At 40.0% G+C, this 21,608-nt stretch carries 16 protein-coding genes; 7 read left to right on the top strand and 9 right to left on the bottom strand.

Annotation, left to right across the window (positions count from 1 at the left end; all coding sequences use genetic code 11):
- Positions 1–20 precede the first annotated feature (20 nt).
- Together ribF and murJ are read right to left on the bottom strand one after the other, a co-directional pair.
- The gene (ribF, locus tag SJ2017_RS06495; protein WP_065109055.1) at positions 21–956 is read right to left on the bottom strand and encodes a bifunctional riboflavin kinase/FAD synthetase; all 936 of its coding nucleotides are present in this window, start codon (positions 954–956) and stop codon (positions 21–23) included.
- 64 nt (positions 957–1,020) lie between these two features.
- Positions 1,021–2,580 (bottom strand): murein biosynthesis integral membrane protein MurJ, encoded by a 1,560-nt coding sequence (gene murJ / locus SJ2017_RS06490; protein WP_080915228.1) that lies wholly within the window; start codon positions 2,578–2,580, stop codon positions 1,021–1,023.
- 254 nt (positions 2,581–2,834) lie between these two features.
- On the opposite strand from murJ, the gene rpsT reads away from it, so the two are divergent.
- Positions 2,835–3,101, top strand: a complete 267-nt coding sequence (gene rpsT, locus SJ2017_RS06485) for a 30S ribosomal protein S20 (RefSeq protein ID WP_055025630.1) — start codon at positions 2,835–2,837, stop codon at positions 3,099–3,101.
- Between the two features lie 373 nt (positions 3,102–3,474).
- Here rpsT and SJ2017_RS06480 read toward each other — a convergent pair whose 3' ends face one another.
- The gene (locus tag SJ2017_RS06480) at positions 3,475–3,771 is read right to left on the bottom strand and encodes an ArsR/SmtB family transcription factor (RefSeq protein WP_055025629.1); all 297 of its coding nucleotides are present in this window, start codon (positions 3,769–3,771) and stop codon (positions 3,475–3,477) included.
- A 135-nt stretch (positions 3,772–3,906) separates the two neighbouring features.
- On the opposite strand from SJ2017_RS06480, the gene SJ2017_RS06475 reads away from it, so the two are divergent.
- Entirely contained in the window at positions 3,907–5,340 is a 1,434-nt protein-coding gene (locus SJ2017_RS06475) for a M28 family metallopeptidase (protein WP_080915227.1), read from the top strand.
- A 117-nt stretch (positions 5,341–5,457) separates the two neighbouring features.
- Here the strand turns inward: SJ2017_RS06475 and yaaA are convergent, their stop codons facing one another.
- Together yaaA and SJ2017_RS06465 are read right to left on the bottom strand one after the other, a co-directional pair.
- Positions 5,458–6,234: a peroxide stress protein YaaA gene (gene yaaA / locus SJ2017_RS06470; RefSeq protein WP_080915226.1), complete on the bottom strand. Its 777-nt coding sequence runs from the start codon at positions 6,232–6,234 to the stop codon at positions 5,458–5,460.
- Between the two features lie 164 nt (positions 6,235–6,398).
- Positions 6,399–7,835 (bottom strand): alanine/glycine:cation symporter family protein, encoded by a 1,437-nt coding sequence (locus tag SJ2017_RS06465; RefSeq protein ID WP_080917417.1) that lies wholly within the window; start codon positions 7,833–7,835, stop codon positions 6,399–6,401.
- Positions 7,836–8,380: 545 nt separating this feature from the next.
- On the opposite strand from SJ2017_RS06465, the gene SJ2017_RS06460 reads away from it, so the two are divergent.
- The 5 genes from SJ2017_RS06460 (at position 8,381) to SJ2017_RS06440 (ending at position 15,525) form a co-directional block, all read left to right on the top strand.
- Positions 8,381–10,747 (top strand): phosphoketolase family protein, encoded by a 2,367-nt coding sequence (locus SJ2017_RS06460; protein WP_080915225.1) that lies wholly within the window; start codon positions 8,381–8,383, stop codon positions 10,745–10,747.
- Positions 10,748–11,108: 361 nt separating this feature from the next.
- Positions 11,109–12,218 (top strand): OmpA family protein, encoded by a 1,110-nt coding sequence (locus SJ2017_RS06455; protein ID WP_055025625.1) that lies wholly within the window; start codon positions 11,109–11,111, stop codon positions 12,216–12,218.
- Positions 12,219–12,524: 306 nt separating this feature from the next.
- Positions 12,525–13,478 (top strand): transaldolase, encoded by a 954-nt coding sequence (tal, locus tag SJ2017_RS06450; protein ID WP_080915224.1) that lies wholly within the window; start codon positions 12,525–12,527, stop codon positions 13,476–13,478.
- A gap of 25 nt (positions 13,479–13,503) precedes the next feature.
- Complete coding sequence (gene pgi, locus SJ2017_RS06445; RefSeq protein WP_080915223.1) at positions 13,504–15,141, top strand: glucose-6-phosphate isomerase; 1,638 nt, start codon at positions 13,504–13,506, stop codon at positions 15,139–15,141.
- Positions 15,142–15,339: 198 nt separating this feature from the next.
- Positions 15,340–15,525 carry a DUF3545 family protein gene (locus SJ2017_RS06440; protein ID WP_055025622.1) on the top strand — a complete coding sequence of 62 codons (186 nt, stop codon included), beginning with the start codon at positions 15,340–15,342 and terminating at the stop codon, positions 15,523–15,525.
- Positions 15,526–15,614: 89 nt separating this feature from the next.
- Here the strand turns inward: SJ2017_RS06440 and SJ2017_RS06435 are convergent, their stop codons facing one another.
- The 4 genes from SJ2017_RS06435 to thrA form a co-directional block, all read right to left on the bottom strand.
- Positions 15,615–16,148, bottom strand: coding sequence for a hemerythrin domain-containing protein (locus SJ2017_RS06435; protein WP_055025659.1), 534 nt, complete (start codon positions 16,146–16,148; stop codon positions 15,615–15,617).
- Between the two features lie 217 nt (positions 16,149–16,365).
- Entirely contained in the window at positions 16,366–17,649 is a 1,284-nt protein-coding gene (thrC, locus tag SJ2017_RS06430) for a threonine synthase (RefSeq protein WP_080915222.1), read from the bottom strand.
- Between the two features lie 29 nt (positions 17,650–17,678).
- Positions 17,679–18,611 (bottom strand): homoserine kinase, encoded by a 933-nt coding sequence (thrB, locus tag SJ2017_RS06425; protein ID WP_080915221.1) that lies wholly within the window; start codon positions 18,609–18,611, stop codon positions 17,679–17,681.
- A complete protein-coding gene (gene thrA, locus SJ2017_RS06420) occupies positions 18,608–21,076 on the bottom strand; it encodes a bifunctional aspartate kinase/homoserine dehydrogenase I (RefSeq protein WP_080915220.1) in 2,469 nt (822 codons plus the stop codon). Before thrA ends, thrB begins: the two co-directional genes overlap by 4 nt.
- Between the last annotated feature and the right edge of the window lie 532 nt (positions 21,077–21,608).

The raw sequence follows: 21,608 nt of genomic DNA, 5'->3' as shown, positions 1-21,608 counted from the left end.
ATTAATTGGGCTGATTTATTTCAACCTGCATCATTGCCAAACAAAGCTTTTGCTTCATTTGCATCATTCAAAATTTGTTTCTTTAGTGCCTCAAGTGACTCAAACGGATGTTCATCACGGATTTTAGCAACTAATTCAACTTCTACTCTTTTACTGTATAAATCACCATCGAAGTCAAATAAATGGACTTCTAATTGGCAAATTTGGCCGTCAACCGTCGGTCTAAAACCAACATTGGCAACGCCTTCATATATATCGCTATCATCCCAATACATTTTTACGGCAAACACCCCTCTTACGGGTGACACCTTTCTCTTTAATGCAATATTGGCAGTTGGAAAACCTATGGTTCTACCCAACTTTTGCCCATGTGCCACTCTACCCGTTAGCACAAAGGGGTGACCTAATAATCTTCTTGCTTGCTCTAAATTACCAAGAGCAAGTTGTTCTCTAACTGCTGTGGAACTCACGCGTATCGAACCTAAAATGAAGCTTTGGGTACTCACAACAGTGAACCCAAACTTTTTGCCAGCTTCAAGTAGCATATCAAAGGTGCCAGCACGATTCTTACCAAAACAAAAATCATCACCGACAACAAGGTATTTAACCCCTAGTTTTTTTACTAGCAAATCTTCAATAAATTGCTCAGCTGGCTGATTAGCAAAACGACTATTAAAATTGACGCACAATAAACGGTCAATACTTAATTCATCAAGCAGGCTAATCTTATCGCGAAGCAAACTGATTCTTGCTGGAGCATCTTGCTGACGAAATAACTCTTGAGGTTGTGGCTCAAACGTCATAACAACTGCGGGCAATTGAAAGTGCTTAGCTTTATTAACTAAGTTATTAAGAACTTGCGCATGGCCTCGATGCACACCATCAAAGTTACCAATAGTGAGCACGCACCCATGATGCGAAGGTAAAATATTGTGTATACCGCGGATTAATTCCATTACGCCAATTAACTGCAACTGTAAATCGGCTGATTATATACTAGATAGATTTGATTATCAGCACTCATGATTGACGTTTCATCTTCCAAGGTCTTAGCCCCATTATGACTAGGCTCAATAAATACACAACTGCGCCAGAAACAATCAGTTTTATAAGAGTCAATATCTTCATCATCATGTCCATTGCAAGCCATTCACTTTGAACAGGTAGTGTATTTAACAACAATACTGTCATAAGCCCTGTCGCAATAATCACTTTGATGAAAAATATGACAGTTGATTTCGTTATTCTATAAACACCAGCAATGTGTAGCCCACGGTATAACAATACTGCATTTAACAATGCCGATAATGACGTTGCAATTGCAAGTCCAACATATCCAAATGGAATGGCAAAAATAATATTGAAAACCATATTGCTAACCATGGCAATAATGCCGAATTTAACCGGCGTTTTTGTATCTTGACGAGAGTAATAACCTGGTGCTAATACCTTAATCATCATAAAGCTTAATAAACCACAGCCATAGGCTACTAAACTATATGAGGCCATCTCAACATCACTGACTGAAAAAGCGCCGCGCATAAATAGCACCATTAACATAGGCTGAGCCAATATGATAAGCCCAAGCATCGCGGGTGCGCCCAACAGCAAAATCGCTCTTACGCCCCAATCCATGGTCTCACTAAACCCAGTGCCTTTATCATCAACATGCTTTTTAGATAACGCAGGTAAAATCACAGTAGCAATGGCTATACCAAACAAACCAAGTGGAAACTCCAACAACCTATCAGAGTAATAAAGCCAACTAATAGAACCCGTCATTAAAAAAGACGCTATAAAGGTATCAAACAATAAGTTGATTTGAGACACCGATACCCCAAACAAAGCAGGGATCATTAATGTTCTAATTTTAACAACACCAGGATGGTGCCAACCCCAACTTGGTTTTACTAAAGCATTCTCTTTTAGTAAAAATGGCAACTGAAACAAAAATTGTACTAAACCACCAAAAAATACCCCCCATGCTAGAGCCAGTTCAGGTTGCTCCATTGTTGGCGCAAAATATAACGCAGCAACAATAATGGTGATGTTTAAAAAAACTGGGGTAAAAGCAGAAACGGCAAACTTGCCTCGGGTATTTAAAATCGATCCCGCTAAAGCAGTTAACGTAATAAACCATAAATAAGGAAAGGTAATTTTCAACATTAATGAAGCGAGTTCAAATTTGCCAGCATCAGGTCCATCATTTAACCAGTCATAAAACCAACCACCAGCAAACAATGCAGCTAATAAAGGCGAAGCAATAACACCGATTAAAGTCACAATACTAACAATGCCACCTAAGGTACCAGCAACTTTAGCTAATAACTCACGAGTCTCTTCGAGTGTATTTTTTTGTTGGTATTCAGTTAATACAGGAACAAAAGCTTGAGCAAATGCACCTTCAGCAAACAGTCTACGTAAAAAGTTAGGTATTTTATTAGCAAAAATAAAGACATCAGCACTACTACCAGCCCCCATTAAATTCGCAATAACAACATCACGGATCAGGCCTAATACTCTTGATACCAAAGTCATCACACTGACTATTGCACCCGATTTTAATAACTTTTTACTCAAACAGCCTCCGAAGCAGCTTGCTATCGATATTTTAAACGTGGATATATCTCAAATTTTCCATTCTACTACTGTCTATGCGGTAGAAGAACTGTTAGAATGCGCCACATCTTACACGAGTTGGGTTGAAGATCACCGCGCAAGGTAGTTATATTTGTTTATTTGACGATATTTCTGCCATATTCATTGACAAAATGAATAAAAGCAGGCATATTCCTCGCCCTCAAAGTATTAATCCCAGTTTTAGGAGTTGCACCTTGGCTAATAGCAAGTCTGCAAAGAAGCGCGCGCTTCAATCTGAAAAACGTCGTCAGCATAATGCTAGTCGTCGTTCAATGTTACGTACATACGTTAAAAGAGTTATCGCTGCTATCCAAAGCGGTGACCACAAAGCGGCTACAGAAGCATTCGCAGCAGCACAACCGATTGTTGACCGTATGGCGACTAAAGGTCTTATTCACAAGAATAAAGCCGCTCGTCAAAAGGCACGTCTAAACACAAGAATCAAAGCACTTGCTGCTTAATCTAGTGATTTAGTTTTTAAAAAACCGACTTAGGTCGGTTTTTTTATATCTAAAATAAATGACTCACTCAACTTTGACACTATTTGAGCCTATCCCCCGATTACATCACTCTTAGCTCAAGCCTTCACTATTTTTAATACTTACATTCAGTGTAAACATATACAACTAGGCTTATTGTAGCTAATAAACAACATTCAGATCATGGCAACCCGCATTGGCTGCTAACGATATCAGCAAAACTCCCTTCAAAAGTATTTACCGCAATAAAAAGCTTTTATGAGCCTTCTTGAAAGCAAAAAAAAACGCCTCAACAGCACTTACCTAAGTAAGTAACTGACTAAGACGCTTTTAGCACTGAGCAGATACTAAGCCATTAGTGGCAGTATAAGTTATCCAGTACTTTAATCAGCTCACGAACTTCATCACTTTTAAGTGAATAGAAAACAGTTTGAGCTTCTTTACGTGTACAAACGAGATTATCTTTTCTTAGCCAAGCTAAATGCTGCGATAATGCAGATTGGCTTAGGCCCAGTTTTTTGTTCATCTCACCAACGCACATTTCACCTTCATTAAGCAAATGACATAAAATAAACAATCGGCGTTCATTTGCTAGTGCTTTAAGCATTACTACAGCATGATCTGCACGCTGTTGCATTAATTCTATATTCATCACGCGCTTGGTTCTCCTCAATCATCTCCCTCGCTAATATAGCCTTCCCTAACAAATAGGGCAGCGACATGAAGCACACTTTTTGGTAGATTGTTTTTAAAAATGAGACTTAGCTAATAAAAATGAAGGAAACTCATGAAAAACTACAATAAGGCACTCTTTGCAGGAATGGTTTTTACTGCGTTGTCAGGATGTCAGAATCAAACTAATGATACCCAAGTAACTAAAATCGAGAACACTAAAGATAATGCGGTTAGTCAACAACTGGTCCTAAAAGCTTTAGATTCATCTTTAGGTTATGAAATCGTTGAATCACTAACAGTCGAAGTGGGCCCTCGATTAGCTGGCTCTGAAAAAGATATTATTGCCGTTGAATGGGCAATGGATAAACTGAAAAGTTTAGGATTTGATAAAGTTTATAAAGAATCAGTTCAAGTCCCTGCGTGGTATAGAGGCAGTGCGAAAGCTTCAATCACAGCTCCCTATGAACAACCACTTGTTATCACTGCACTAGGAGGCAGTGTTTCAACGCCAGAAGAAGGCATACAAGCAAATATTGTACGCTTTGACACACTTGCCGATTTACAAGCGGCAGATCCTGAATTAGTCAAAGGTAAAATTGCATTTATCGACCATAAAACCGAGAGACATATTAGCGGTAAAGGCTACGGGAAATCGGTCGGAGGTCGTTCTAGAGGCGCTGTTGCTGCAGCAGAAAAAGGCGCTGTAGCTGTCGTTATTCGCTCAATTGGTACCGATCATGACCGCATGGCGCACACAGGTATGATGCGTTATAAAGATGGGGTGAAAAAAATTCCTGCCGCTGCGTTGTCAGCACCAGATGCTGATATGATTAATTCAATGCTCAAGCGTGATGACAATATCACCCTTTCACTTAACTTAACGTCGAAAAATTTGGGTGTAGCAACCTCTTACAATGTCATTGCTGAAGTCACTGGTAGCAGTAAGCCAGAAGAAATTGTATTAATCGGGGCACATCTTGACTCATGGGATGAGGGGACTGGCGCCATTGACGATGGTGCTGGTGTCGCCATTGTTACTGCAGCAGCTAAACTTATCCAGGATTTACCACAAAAACCTGCAAGAACGATAAGAGTTGTTTTATATGCAGCTGAAGAAGTTGGCCTTGTCGGCGGTAAAGCGTACGTTAAACAGCATATTGATGAGCTGGAAAAACATTATATTGCAGCAGAGTCAGACTTTGGTGCAGGTAGAATTTATCAAATCGATTTTAACGTTAACCCAAACGTATTTGAGCAAGTTCAACTTGAACATCAATCAATGACTATCAATGGTGTAAAACTTGGTAATAACAAAGCGTCAGGCGGCCCGGATGTCTCTATGATGCCAGGTTTAGGTGTGCCAGTGGCTTCATTAAGGCAAGATGGTACTGACTACTTTGATTATCATCACACCCCTAACGACACGTTGGATAAAATCGATCCAAAAGCGCTTGCCCAAAATGTCGCTGCTTATGCTCAATTTGCGTATATCATGGCGCAATCGGAACTTGATTTACGCCCTTTAGCCAAAAAAGAACCCAAATAGCCTTTTAGCAAAACTGTTAGGCAATAAAAAAGCAGCGAAATCGCTGCTTTTTTATTGTCTGTTCGTTTTTAAAAAAACGGTTAGCTAATCCAACAGTAAAAGCTTGATACTCAACCTCTAAACACGCTCTTCACGTAAGAATGCAGGCGCTGCAGGCGTTGATAATTCTTCGCTGTAATAATAACCATCAACATCAAATTGTTGTAACTCTGCTAACGATTTAATGTCATTTTCAATAATATACCTTGCCATCAAACCGCGCGCTTTTTTGGCATAAAAACTAATCACTTTATATTGACCATTTTTACAGTCTTTAAATGCTGGGGTAATCAATGTTGCATTCAGCTTTTTAGGTTTTACCGCTTTAAAGTATTCGTTCGAAGCCAAATTGACAATGATATCGTCTTCTTGCTCAGCAACAGCCTGATTAATTTCATCTGTGATCACATCACCCCAAAAAGCGTACAAGTTTTTACCTTTAGGGTTAGCTAAACTCGTGCCCATTTCGAGGCGATAAGCTTGCATCAAATCAAGTGGCTTAAGTAAGCCATACAAACCTGACAAAATCCGCAAATGTTGTTGTGCTTTACTCACTTCTTTTTCAGACATTGAGTCAGCATCTAGCCCTGTATAAACGTCGCCACGAAAAGCAAACATCGCTTGCTTGGCATTGTCAAGGGTGAAGTTAGGTTGCCACTCGATGAACCTAGCTGCATTTAAACCTGCAATTTTATCGCTAACTTTCATCAGCGAAGCAATATCTATAGGAGTCAACTCACGACACACATTAATTAATTGTTGGCTATGATCTAACAACGTCGGTTGTGTAAAAGACGCTGTGTTAGCCTTGGTTTCGAAGTCGAGAGTTTTTGCTGGAGAAACTAATACTAACATCGTTAACTATCCTATTAAGCCGTAAAGTACATTCTTTCAGTTTGCCTCTATGATACTGGGCTAAATAAAAAAACCATGCAATAAATGCATGGTTTTTTAGATTGCGCTAATAGAGTTTAAAAATCCCTAGCGAGGGTCAACTCTGTCGCCAATAACAAAGATGCCTATTTTGATGACTCAGCAGGCTTATTCTTCCAAATGCCGTCTTCTAACTGCTCTGCAAGCTCAGGGAACTTATCAGTATCAAACATCGGCTCTTCACCAGCTTTAATCTGTTGACGATAGTCATTAATCACACGAACAGCTAAACCTGATAATAATAGCAGTGCAATCATATTCACCAATGCCATTAAGCCCATCGACACGTCCGCTAAGTTCCAAACAATATTGATTTTTGCTACGGCGCCAAACATTACCATGCCAAGCACAACTAATCTAAAGATTGGTAATGCACCTTTCTTATTGCCAGATAAGAACATGACGTTAGTTTCAGCGTAAGAATAGTTAGCGATAATTGATGTAAAGCAAAACAGTAAAATAGCAAAAGCAATAAATGCTCCACCCCAGTCACCAACATGCGATGACAGAGCGTTAATGGTTTTAGCAATACCATCGCCACTCCCAGCTGCATCACCTGACAATAAAATAATTGCCGCTGTAGCAGTACAAATAACGATAGTATCAACGAATACACCCATCATTTGCACAAAGCCTTGCGATGCAGGATGGTTAGGATTTGGCGATGCGCTTGCCGCAATATTTGCAGCACTACCCATACCTGCTTCATTCGAGAATAATCCGCGCGCAATACCTGCTTGCATAGCTTGTGCAACACTATAAGCAACACCACCAGCAGCGGCTTCTTGCCAACCAAACGCACTGTTAATCACCAACATAAATACTGCAGGTAGTTGTTCGACATTCATCAATACAACCACCAATGCAATGGCGATGTAAGCTAATGCCATAACAGGTACAACAATCTCAGAAACTTTAGCGACTTTTTTAAGGCCACCCATAATCACTAAACCGCTTAATACAGCAATTGCCACACCCACATAAATCGGGTTCAAATCAAATACAGCAGTCATTGCACCAGTAATTGTATTAGCTTGTACTGCATTAAACACTAAACCAAAACAGATTATCAGTAGGATTGAGAATAGAATTCCCATCCAACGTTGGCCAAGTCCTTTCTCCATATAGTAAGAAGGACCACCGCGGTACTGACCGTCGACATCTTTTACTTTATAAACTTGCGCAAGCGTTGACTCAATCATTGCGGTTGCCATACCTAGCAGCGCAATTGCCCACATCCAGAAAACTGCGCCGGGACCAGCTGCACCAATTGCGACAGCAACACCTGCCATATTACCGGCGCCGACACGGGCCGCCATACTGGTACAGAAAACTTGGAAAGAAGATAAACCATTGCGACCTGGACGGCGGCTAATGGATAAAATTTTGAGACCATGCGCAAAATGCGTAATTTGGATGAAGCCTAAGCGTACAGTAAAAAATAAACCTGCGCCTACTAGCCCATAAACTAACAATTTACCCCAGAGTAAATCGTTCATGAAATTCACAATCGTTTCTAACATTGCCATTTGCTTAAATTATTCCTTCGAATAACTTTATTTTGTAAAAAGTTGGCTTGTGATTAAGCATCAAAACAAACGCTTCGGACAAAATAAAATTATCGTATTATTTTAATAAGAGCACTCAAGTTCAATTCAGCAGGTATTTCATTTGCTTATCACATTGAATTTCAGTGAGCGAAATATTAGTTATTTATTATTTAGGATTTGATCGAGTTAACTTTACTTTTTTTAGGCACGAATGCCTAGCAAACTTTCTCAATTCTTATCGCTGATTTTTCGGTGCAAAAAATTAGCATAGAAGATCTGAACCAGCAGGTGATCAAGATCACACTTATCTAATTAGCAGCCTTTAGCTGCATCTCAAATAACAATCCTACGCCCTTCACACCCATAAGCTTTAACACAAAACCAACTTTAACCCATTTTAATTATAAAAATATTTAATAAAAAGTTAGACAAAGACCACATTATTGCAACCAAAATAAGAATACAGTGTTCTCATTAAGAACTAAATCAACTTAAATCTTCAAAATACTGAGGTCACTATGACACAAGCAAATGAAATCACTTCGCTGAAAAAATTTGTTAGAGCAACGAACTTCCTTGCCACATCTCAAATCTACCTAAAACAAAATGTATTGTTCAAAAGAGCATTACAGCATGATGATATTAAGCCAAGACTGCTCGGCCATTGGGGCACTTGCCCAGGTATTAACTTCGTATACGCCAACGTCAATCGCCTCATTGTTAAACATCAAAGAGATTTTATATACTTGGTTGGCCCAGGTCATGGCTTCCCAGCTGTACAAGCTAACCTTTTTGTAGAAGGCTCATTAAGCCATTTTTATCCAGAAACCATTCCTTATAATGAATCTGGCATTGAAGATATCTGTAAAAAATTCTCAGCAGCTTATGGCTACCCTTCTCATGCTAACCCAGAAGCACCAGGTCAAATCCTTGAAGGCGGTGAGTTAGGTTACTCGCTCTCTGTCGCATGGGGCTCAGTGCTTGATAATCCAAATCTTATCGCAGCATGCTTAGTCGGTGATGGTGAATCAGAAACAGGTCCATTAGCTGCATCTTGGTATGCTAACCGACTTGTAGATCCTGCAACCAATGGCGCAGTACTTCCTATTGTTCATATCAACGGTTACAAGATCTCTGGTCCGACTCGCATGGGACGTATGGATCACGAAGAGCTTGATCTTGAGTTTCGTGGCTTAGGTTATCACCCAATTATTGTCGATGATGAGCTTGAAGAAGATGTTTTTGTGCAAATGGCAAATGCAATGGATCTGTCTTATGAAATGATCAATGACATTCAAACTCGCGCAAGAAATGGCGAAGACGTCTGCAAACCTCGTTGGCCTGTTATTTTAATGCGTACAGCTAAAGGCTGGACTGGCACTGCAGAACACGGTGGTAAAAAGCTTGAAGGTAACTGTGAGTCGCATCAAGTCATCGTTAATAAATGCGCAACGGATCCAAGCCATCTTAAAGCATTGAATGACTGGCTAGAGAGTTATAAGTTCGATGAGTTATGTGACATCAATGCTGATGGACAAATTAGCTTCGATAAAGATATTCAATCGCTTATACCACCTAAGCACTTATGTTGCGGTAGACAGCATCTCAGTTACGGCGGAGAAGTTGTACGTGCTCTAGCGCAACCTGACTTAAAACAATTGAGCTATGAGCCAGAAACACCACGAGGCACTCGAGGTGTATCTATGTACAAAATGGGTGAATGGATGCGTGATGCGTTCAAATTAAACCGTGATCAACGTAATTTACGTATCTTCAGCCCTGATGAAACCTACTCAAACCAACTTCAAGCTGTATTTAAAGAAACAGACCGTGCTTGGCAATGGCCAATTAAGAGCTGGGATCAAGATATGGCAAGAGACGGTCGTGTCATCGAATTACTGTCAGAAAACTTGTTATTCGGCATGATGCACGGTTATACCGTAACAGGTCGCCATGCAATGTTCCCAACCTATGAAGCCTTCTCACAAGTTGTGTCTTCAATGGCAGATCAATACTGTAAATATGTATATGCAAGCCAAGGGGTTCATTTCCGCAAACCTGTGCCTTCTTGTAACGTTGTGTTGTCTTCTTTATTAGAACGTCAAGACCATAATGGCTACTCTCATCAGAACCCATCCTTTTTAGGGGCAATGTTAGAGAAACACCCTGATATTATTTCAGCATACTTACCTGCAGATGGTAACTCGACTCTAACGTACACAGAGCGCGCTTATGAAGATCGCGATAAGTTAAACATCTTAGTTGCAGGTAAAAAAGAACTACCACAATGGTTATCGTTAGATGAAGCACGTAAGCAAACTCAAGACGGTGTCATGGTTTGGGATTTTGCATCGGATGAGAATCCAGATGTGGTTCTAGCTGGCTGCGGTGATTATGTCACCCAGGAATGTATGGCATCTTTAGTACTTATCCGTGAGCTATTACCTCGAGTTCGCATTCGTTTTGTCAGTGTAACTGAACTCAATAGTAATGGTTTAGGTAGTCGAGACTTCCAAGCTAAACCTTGGATGATGGATGAAATATTTACTGAAGATAAAGGCGTGGTATTTAACTACCATGGTTACCCAAATACCATCAAGAAACTTGTATTTGATTATAAAGGTAGTCGCCGCTTTAGAATTAAAGGCTACGAAGAAGAAGGTTCTACTACGACACCATTTGACATGGGTGTCCGTAATGGCACCTCACGTTATCATTTAGTGATAGATATGGCTTACAAGCTATTCCAACAAGGTGTAATTGATGAAACACAGCACGTCGCCATCACAACCGATATGTTACAACGCTTAGTTGAGCGCCGTAACTACATCAAAGCAAATGGTGTAGACCCTCAAGAAATTGAAAACTGGGTGTGGACTCGATAACGGTTAGTAGATAACGATAACTCGACTAGGATATAAAGCGCCATTTGGCGCTTTATATCCTCAAATTTTATTTACCTCACCTCAAATGCGTCACTTCGAGCAAACTACACAATTGTTAAAAAGCACGCCTTACTTGCAACATTCTTACGAACTCCCTCCCCTTAAAACAGCCCCAAAAGCAAAGATTGTTAAATTAATACCAACATTGTTCTTTATTACTATGGAAAACCATTGAAATTACGACGATAATTAGCACGCTGACAAAAACATAATAGGAACACCACATAAGCGTCAGCGACACTTGTATCAAACAAATTATTTACATGTGTTTTGGTGGAGTAAAATAACAATGGACTTATACATGATGAAGAACACATTAAAAGTAGTATTACTCACCTCATTGTTACCTTTTGCTGCTTCAGCAGAGCAAGAGTTAACACCGTGGTATGTCGGTGGTGGTCTTGGTGTTAATAATTACGAACCAAACTGCGATCAAAAAACAATGAAAGTATGTGGTGAAGACGACCCTTATGCATGGGATGTTTTCGGTGGTTACTTATTCAATGATTACTTTGGTGTTGAACTCGGTTACCGTGATTTAGGTCGCGCAGAATGGACTGACTACAGCAACAAACGTAATGATGTTGGCGCTAGAGGCATGGCATTAGGCTTAGTCGGTTTTTATCCATTTGCTGATAAGTGGAGTTTATCGGCTGAAGCTGGTGCGATGAATTACCTTATCTCAAACAAGAAAAACTATAATACTGAATATTATAGTGACAGTGGTATAGCACCATACATAGGTGCAGGTATTGGATATAACTTTACTGAAAACTTAAAGTTACAAGCTAAATATCGCCGCTACGAAAACTTAGATGACGATAAATACAATACCCTTGATATGGAAAGTAATTACTGGGGTCTTGAATTAAGCTATCGTTTCGGTGTTGATAAACCCGCTCCAGCGCCAGTCGTTGCACCGGTTGTTGCTGCACCAATTGATTCTGATAACGATGGCGTGACAGACGATATGGATAAATGTCCAGACACCCCATCGACTCACAAAGTAGATGCCCAAGGTTGTACTATTTATGAAGATGCACCTATTTCATCTCGTATGGAAGGTGTTTATTTTGATAATGATTCTGCAGTATTAAAACCTGAATCATACACTCGTCTAGAAAAAGGCGCTAAATACTTAAAAGATAATCCGCACACAACTGCAGTGATTGAAGGTCATGCATCGTTAGTTGGTAATGCTGATTATAATATGGATTTATCTGAGCGCCGTGCACAAGCTGTTGTTGACGCTTTAGTTGAAAAATACGGCATTGACGCAAGTCGATTAAAAGCCGTTGGTTTTGGTGAAGACAATCCAATTATGGAAGGCACATCACCTGAAGCTAACAAACAAAACCGTCGTATTGATGCTGTAGTAAGTGGTGCTGAGAAACGCCCTGTACTAAAATAAGTACCAATGCTTAATTAGCCCAAATAAAAGTCGCTGCTTGCAGCGACTTTTTAATTTTGAAAGAAAAGTGACATATTTAAAAACCACAGCAGCAAAGGGATGTTATCGGTAACAATTATTTTTAATCATTATTTATTACCTAAATAGCTAATAAATCAGGTATTAAATAACAAGATTTCATGTCTAGTTGCTCAAAAATTACTTTTTTATGTAATTTTTTTACAAATACAGTTGGAAAATACAGTAAAATCGCTTCTAATAACCGCATTCAACAAAACAACTTTGTTACTTGAGAGGGAAATTTCCATGGCGAACACGTTAGCTCAACTTAAAGCACTGACAACTATTGTTGCAGACACTGGCGACATCGAAGCAATCAAACGTTACCAACCTGAAGATGCGACAACAAACCCTTCTCTGATCTTAAAAGCAGCTCAGATCCCTGAGTACGCACCACTAATTGATGATGCAATTAATTGGGCTAAAGCTCAGTCAAATGATGTAGCGCAACAAGTAGAAGACGCAGGCGATAAATTAGCAGTTAATATCGGCGTTGAAATACTTAAAATTGTCCCAGGCCGTATTTCGACAGAAGTTGATGCTCGCCTTTCATTTGATAAAAATGGTTCAATTGAAAAAGCACATAAGTTAATCAAGCTTTATAAAGAAGCTGGTATCGATAAATCTCGTATTCTTATTAAACTTGCATCAACGTGGGAAGGTATTTGCGCAGCAAAACAACTTGAGCAAGAAGGCATCAACTGTAACTTAACTTTACTATTCAGTTTCGCTCAAGCACGTGCATGTGCTGAAGCCGGTGTTTACTTAATCTCACCTTTCGTTGGTCGTATTTTAGATTGGTATAAAAAAGACACAGGTCAAGATTACACTGCTGAGACCGATCCAGGTGTTGTATCAGTAACCGACATTTACAATTACTACAAGCGTCATGGGTATAATACCGTTGTTATGGGCGCAAGTTTCCGTAACATTGGCGAGATCATCGAACTTGCTGGTTGTGACCGCTTAACCATTGGGCCTGCATTACTTGAAGAGCTTGCTAATAGCGATGCAACTATCACACAAAAGTTAGCACCAGCTACGTCAGTTGAAGCAGCACCAACCCCACTTACTGAAGAACAATTCCGCTGGGAATATAATCAAGATCCAATGGCTGTAGATAAATTAGCAGAAGGCATTCGTAACTTTGCCATTGACCAAGGGAAACTTGAGGTCATGTTAAACGAGAAGCTAGGCTAATTAATTAATCAATGGAGTGATTTGCATGACCCATTTAACTCAGAGTAATACCTGGCAGCAGTTAATTCAAAATGCATCTGTATTGCCTCATATGCGCGAACTTTTTGCTCAAAACCCACAAAGGTTTGAGCAACTCAGTGTTAAGGACTGTGGTTTATTACTAGATTATTCTAAAAACCGCATTAATGATGAAACCTTATCTTTGCTGTTTAAATTAGCTAAAGAAGCTAACCTAAGCGATAAGATTGCAGCCATGTTTAATGGCGACATTATTAATAACACAGAAGGCCGTGCAGTACTTCATACGGCACTTCGCAGTAAGCCTGAACAGGTAATAATGGCTGAAGGCAAGAATATCGTACCTGAAGTACAGCAGACACTGGCTAAAATGCAGCAGTTTGTTGAATCAGTGCAAGATGGCCACTGGAAGGGTTATACCGGTAAAACCATTACTGATATTGTCAGCATTGGTATTGGCGGCTCCTTTTTAGGTCCAAAAATTGTCTCTCAAGCATTACGCCCGTACTGGGTTAAAGGTCTTAATTGTCATTTTGTTGCCAATGTTGATGCCACCTCTATCTGTGAAAAGTTAAAAGGTTTAGATGCAGAAACAACCCTGTTTGTTATGTCATCTAAATCATTTGGCACTCAAGAAACCTTAACCAACACGCTTAGCGCTAAAGATTGGTTCTTGGCGAATGGTGGCTCGCAGACTGATGTTGCAAAACACTTTGTTGCAGTAACTTCAAACGTCGATAAAGCCACAGAATTCGGTATTGACGCTGAAAACATTTTCCCTATGTGGGACTGGGTTGGCGGTCGTTATTCATTATGGTCAGCAATTGGTTTACCCATTGCCTTGCTAATCGGCTTCGACAACTTTACACAGTTACTAGACGGTGCTCATCAGATGGATACACATTTTGCTCAAACACCACTTGAGCAAAATATGCCTGTCATTATGGGCATGCTATCAGTGTTATATGGCAACTTCCATGATGCGCAGTCTCATGTGGTATTAACCTATGACCATTACCTGCGTGGTTTACCGGCTTACTTCCAGCAACTTGATATGGAAAGTAATGGTAAATCAGTCATGCTAGATGGTACTCAAGTTGACTTTAGTACTGGTCCGGTAATTTGGGGCGGTGAAGGCACCAATGGTCAACATGCTTATCACCAATTACTGCATCAAGGCACTGCACTCATTCCTGCTGACTTTATTATGCCGCTTCAAAGCCATAATCCGTTAGGTGAACATCATAACCAACTTGCTTCTAACTGCTTTGGACAAACCCAAGCATTAATGCAAGGGCGCACGTATGATGAGGCATACGCTGAACTTGCAGAGAAAGATATCCCAGAAGCAGAAAAAAGCCTTATTTCACAGCACAAAGTCATGTCAGGCAATAAGCCTAGCAACACATTATTAATGGATAAGCTAACCCCTACCACTTTAGGTGCTTTAATCGCACTTTATGAGCATAGAACCTTTGTTCAAGGTGCTATTTGGCAAATTAACTCTTTTGATCAATGGGGAGTTGAACTTGGTAAGGTACTTGGAAATGACGTTCTTGATAGGATTGGAGCTGAAAAAGACGCTTCAGAGCTAGATTGTTCGAGTAATGCATTAATTAATTTATATCGACAAGGTCAGATATAAACCCTAAAAAAGCCAGCATAAGCTGGCTTTTTTATTCCCTCTTATTTCTTCACATAGCACAAGTCACTAAATTAGCCAGTAAAGCTTCATTAAGTTGTCAGCCCGCATTAACAAAAATGAAACAAAGCTATTGCACAATAGCGATGAAATATGATACTTATTTGCATAGAGACATCATAATAACAAGGGAGGTTTACCATGGATCGTTTAGACTATGGTGGTGCGCTAGACCAAGTTGTTGAAAGACCAACTCGCTCAAAAAGCTCAAACAAAAAACGTAAATGGCGGGAGATAGAAGCGTTAAAGGACAAACAGCGTCTACTCAAAGAACTTCAAGACATTGATACAAGTTTTGATTTTGATTTTGAAACAATGCCATTATAAGCATTAAAACTAATTGAATAGTTATTCATAAATCAAAAAATAAAAAGAGCGCATATAGCGCTCTTTTTTTGTTTCATTTAATTAACATTTCAAACTAAGCCTATGTGCGCTTTTAAATCTTCAAAGATACTTTCATCATTGTCACTAAATAAAGGATCATCCACTAATTGCTTTTCACATTGAGATTTAATCGTATCCCAGTCCTGTGCGGTGAGTTGTTTTGCAAATAAAGGAAACAATTCACTTTCTTCGTAGTGCATATGGCTGCGCTGAATATCGACATAAGCTTGCAAATCTGTCACTAACTTTTCACGAGAAATAACCACATCAGATAGAATAAGATTCAAGCTATACATTAATGCACCAGAATACTCAGCAAGCTTTGTGTGCTCTTCGTGTAGTTGGGTATTACAGGGGCTAGAAAATTGCTTAACAAAGTAATTGTAAGTGATGTCTTCTAAAGGGTGATGGCTATGCTCAGCATAGACTTGCATATATTCGACAACATCTCTAATCAACGAAAAGTTAACCGCTTCACCTTGGGAAAGTTTGTGATTTTTTTTAGCTAATACATCAAGTAAAACTGCAATATGCTTATGATCATTCATTAGCCTTTTCAATATCATTTTATCCATAACCACAATTCCTTCATGTATATAGATTAATCACACTTCGAGTATTTACAATCTACACTAGTGGTTGAATTCTTGTTATGACGAAGATCATAAAATAAATGATTGTAATAAACCCCTTTAAAAGCAATGAAAAAGCATATTCCAGAACAATTTTTACCATAAAAAAAGCACCTTTACGGTGCTTTATAGCTTTAAGCCCTACTCGTTAATTTAAGGTTTTAAATAAGTGTGCTTTTAATTGCTCAAAGTCAGGCGCTAATTCCGCTGACAATATAGGTTTATTAACCACCGCCTCAAGTTCTGCAGGTAAAGGAAGGTTAATATGTAATTGCTCATCCACAACATCCTTAAACTTAGCAGGGTGAGCTGTGCCTAAAAATATGCCTGTTTCGTTAGCCTCAAGCTCATCTGTCAAAGCTTGAGCCGCAATCGCAGCGTGTGGCTCTGATTGGTAGCCTAATTGGTATAAGTCACTTAACGCTTTGCTGGTTTGCAATTCCGTTAACGCTACGCCTGTTATCGATGATAATGGCCACCCCATTGTTTCGCATATTGCTTCAACTCTTGGCCAATTTGATGGTTCAGAAACATCCATAGCATTAGACATCGTCGCAACAGTCGCATTTGGCGCCCAATCACCAGCTGATAAATAACGAGGAACGGTATCATTTGAATTGGTTGCAGCGATAAAGCGCTTGATAGGTAAGCCCATCGCTTTTGCAAATAATCCAGCAGTTAAATTACCAAAATTACCACTAGGTACTGATACTACAATCTCGTCATTACCTTTTTGCTTTGCTTGTGCAACCGCTTCAAAGTAATAACAAATCTGTGCTAATAAACGACTGATGTTAATTGAATTAGCGGAGTTTAAATGTAGCCCATCACGAACATCACTATCATCAAATGCTTGTTTTACCAAGGTTTGACAGGCATCAAAATCAGCAGTTACCGCAACAGTATGAATATTGCGCCCCAATGTAGTGAACATTTTTTCTTGTAGCTCACTGATTTTACCTTTTGGATACATCACCACAACTTGTACGGCATCTAAGCCATAAAAAGCATCTGCCACTGCCGCGCCGGTATCTCCAGAAGTCGCCGTTAAAATCGTTAACTTTTTTTCACCAGCAAGTAAATTAACGCACTGGGCCATAAAGCGTGCACCAAAATCCTTAAATGCTAAGGTTGGTCCATGAAACAATTCTAAACATGCGCGCTTATCATCTGCAGCAACTAACGGCGCTTCAAAAGTAAATGCATTCTCAACTAACTTATCAACACTTGCTTGACCGATTTCATCAGCGAGCCAAGCGCCCAGCACTTTCTTGCTTCGCTCAGCAAAAGGAAGCTGTAGCAGCTCATCAATATTCGATATTGTTGGTATTGATTTAGGGAAAAACAACCCTCTATCCTTTCCAAGTCCAAGTTGTACCGCTTCACTGAAACTGACCACTTGAGAAGGATGTTTTAAATTATATAATTCCATTTTGGTACGCCTATACAATAATAATTAAGTTACACACGACGGGTGCCAGCATCGTCGAGTTGGCAGACATGGGCAAAACCACCAGCCTGTGATAAATAATGTTGTTCAAGCCATGATTTAGCTTGCTCTGCAACGGCTAAATCATCGGTCACAGAAAATAAAGTCGGCCCACTGCCTGAAATACTTGTTGTTAGCATCCCCAGCTCGGCTAATGCCTCTCTTGCTGCTGTATAGCCGGGAATAGCACTGGCACGATACGGCTCAGCCATAACATCTTTTAGCACACTGATGGCTAATGAGGCGTCTTGCTGATAGCTTGCATGAACAAAAGCACTAAGGTGTCTTGCAAAGTCAATCGCCACAGACTTGTCATATTGCTCGGGTAATAGCGCTCGCATTTTAGCCGTCGACAATGAAATCCCTGGATAAGCAACAACCCAATACCATTGTTTAAAGCTAGGAATCGTTGCGCAGACCTGTTGTGGGGTATTCAACATTAGCTGCATTCCACCTAAATAACACGGTGCCACATTATCAAAGTGAACACTGCCAGAAATCATACCTTCAAACTCACCCATTAATAATAACAAGGCTTGCTGGTCAAACGGTTGTTCAAAGTGTTCATTAAGCGCATACAAAGCGGCAACCACTGAACTGGCACTCGAGCCTAATCCACTGCCGACCGGTAAGTTTTTTTCAAGCCTAATAGCAACACCTTGTTGAATAGCTAGCTTTTTAAGAAAAAATTCAGCGCACTGATAGACTATATTGTCTTTTCCATCTGCAGGTAACTTATCTGCCCAAGCGCCTGTTTGAGAGTAATGTACACCAGACTCAGCTGACTCAATCATCACCCGGTCACCAAGTAAGCTTCCATCAATTGGAGCAAGTGCAGCCCCAAGTAAGTCATAGCCGACACCAACATTCCCCATAGATGCTGGTGCATAAACTGTTATGCTCATAGCCCAACCTCTCGTGTCCAATTAAGCGTTCTTAATACATCTGCAAATGCGCCTGCAGCTGTTACATCAGTTCCAGCGCCATAGCCTCTTAGCACAAATGGGATAGGCTGATAGTATTGGCTGTAAAATGCTAAGGCGTTTTCGCCGCCTTTAACACTGTAAAGTGGATCACTTGAATCCACTTCAGAAATACGTACATAGCACTTTCCATCTTCAATTTGACCAACATAACGCAGTAACTTACCTGCGGCTTTTGCTGTTTCAGCTCGCGCACTCACTTCAGCATCAAGTTTAGGAAGGTTTGCCATAAAGGTGTCGATATCCCCTGATGCATCGAAAGATGCAGGTAATACTGACTCTACGATGACATCATCTAGCTCAAGTTCCATGCCCACTTCACGCGCCAAAATTAAGACTTTTCGTGCGACATCCATACCACTTAAATCTTCACGAGGATCAGGTTCAGTAAAGCACTTTTCACGAGCAATCGACGTGGCTTCAGATAGACTCATGCCTTCATCTAGCATGCCAAAGATATAGGATAATGAACCAGATAATATGCCATTAAATCGTTGCAATTTATCACCTGCAAATAACAGCTTTTTCAAGTTATCAATAACAGGAAGCCCTGCACCGACTGTTGTCTCATATAAAAACTGACGACGTTGCAACAACGCTGTGCTTCGCAATTGTTGATAATATTGATAATCACGAGTGTTGGCTTTTTTATTTGGAGTAACAACATGAAAACCAGCGTTCATTGCATCGACGTATCTGTCAGAAACCAACTCACTTGAAGTACAATCCACTAACACAGGATTAAGTAATTGCTGCTCTTTACCCCAAGCAAACAAAGCGGGTAGATCATAACTTGTTTGACAATCAGCGAGTAAAGCTTGCCAATGAGTTAAATCAACACCGTCACTGTTTAACAACATTTTACGAGAATTAGCGATGCCACACACTCGCATTGTGATGTGCTGCTCTTTCAGCATTTGAGCTTGTTGGTGAATTTGCGCTAATAAACCCGCTCCCACATTGCCCGCCCCGACGAGGAACACATCAAGATATTGTTGAACATCGAAAAAAGCTTGATGACAAGCTGCAATAGCATGCTTAGTTTTACGTTGTTCAATCACAGTCGAGATTGAACGCTCAGATGAGCCTTGTGCAATCGCTACGATGTTCACACTGGCTTTAGCTAACGCACTAAAGAACTTCGCCGCCGCCCCTTTATGAGTTTTCATGCCATCGCCAATTAATGAAACAATTGCTAAATGTTGTCTTAGCTCGATTGGTTCAAGCAGCTCTGACTGGATTTCTAATTCAAACTCAAGCTCAAGCGCTTGTTTGGCCTTTTCAGCTTCATCTGTATTAACACAAAAACTAATGCTGTATTCAGATGAGCTTTGCGTGATCAAAGAGACAGAAATACCACTGCGAGAGATGGCATCTAATGTCCGACTGGCCATACCAACCATGCCTTTCATTCCCGGGCCAGAGATATTAAACATCGTCTGATCATCAAGGTTTGAAATAGCCTTAACTTGCAATCCGGTCTTGTCAGCCTCGTTCGATACTAAAGTGCCAGGCGCAGAAGGATTAAAACTGTTTTTGATATAACAAGGGATATGATACTGAGCTATCGGTGCAATGGTTTTAGGGTGCAATACTTTGGCACCAAAGTACGACAGCTCCATGGCTTCTTGATAACTTAACTGTTCAAGTAACTTAGCATCGGCAACAACGCGGGGATCAGTATTATAAACACCATCGACATCAGTCCAAATTTCACAACTTGATGCATCTATACATGCAGCCAAAACTGCAGCTGAATAGTCTGAGCCATTTCGACCTAAAGTGACCGTTTTACCTGACTCATTTGCAGCAGTAAACCCAGGCATAATCCAAACTCTTGCCTCTTCTAAATTTAATGCAGCAAAACGTTGTTTACTTGCTTTAATATCAACTACTGACTCTAAAGGCTTACCATGAGCTAAAAAAAGCTGCCTAGGATCAAACTGTGCAGCAGTCAACGATTTAGCCTTCATAACCTGCTCCATTAACGCAGCAGAAAGACGCTCACCCGATACAACAACTTGCGCCCTTACATGGTCAGGACATTCATTCAACAAGGCGATTCCTGTTAATTTATCCTTCCAATCCGCCAGTTGCATAACCAACTTTTCATCTAAAACTTGTTTCTGCTCAGCAGAAATAAGCGTCTGTGCGGCACTGGAAAATAACCCTATAAACACCTGCTCAATTTGAGTTAACGTCGCGCTGTAGTCCTTACCTTGCTGCGCTAAATCCACTAATTCTAATAGTCCATTTGTTACGGTTGCAGGCGCAGACAAGACTGTTGCAACAGACTCTTGAGCCGATGACTGCTCAATAATATCTGCCGCCATGAGGAAACGTTGCCAATTGGCTAACGAGGTGCCGCCAAACTTCATTACTTTCATTTTATTACTCCATTAACTCGTTAGCTTTAGCTAAATTTATTCATAATTTATGCATAGAAACAAAAAAGCCCGCTTCTTTGTGGGAAGCGGGCTTTCGATAAAATCTTTAGGGTGTACTTAGCCCGCCCCCACAATAGTAATTGTGGTGGTTGTAGTAATAATGGTAGCTACAACATATTGATGGACATTCATTCGAACACTCTACTTAATTTTAAATTTGTTTTCTTTTGTACTATTTTTGCTATTAAATTGAAAAAAACAATGCAATTAACACGAGCAAATATGTACTTGTTTTGAATTAATAACAGAATTGCTTTTTTTGCCCTCTGTTGTCAACCCCTAATAAAGCTTTATTTTTAACCGCTTATTCCAGATTGTTCTAAAATCGTTGAGAAATAAGCTGCTGATGACAGTTTTTATCCGCTAATCATACAAAATGCCGCACAAAAAACCTGTTTACGTAAACGTAACTTCTTGAATGCGAAAACATAAAAAACCCAGAAAACAGCTACTTAAACTGTACCCAAAAGGA

It is taken from the genome of Shewanella japonica (assembly GCF_002075795.1).
GTDB lineage: Bacteria > Pseudomonadota > Gammaproteobacteria > Enterobacterales > Shewanellaceae > Shewanella > Shewanella japonica.
Note: the sequence above shows the minus strand (reverse complement) of the source record. Positions and strands in the feature narration are given on the sequence as shown.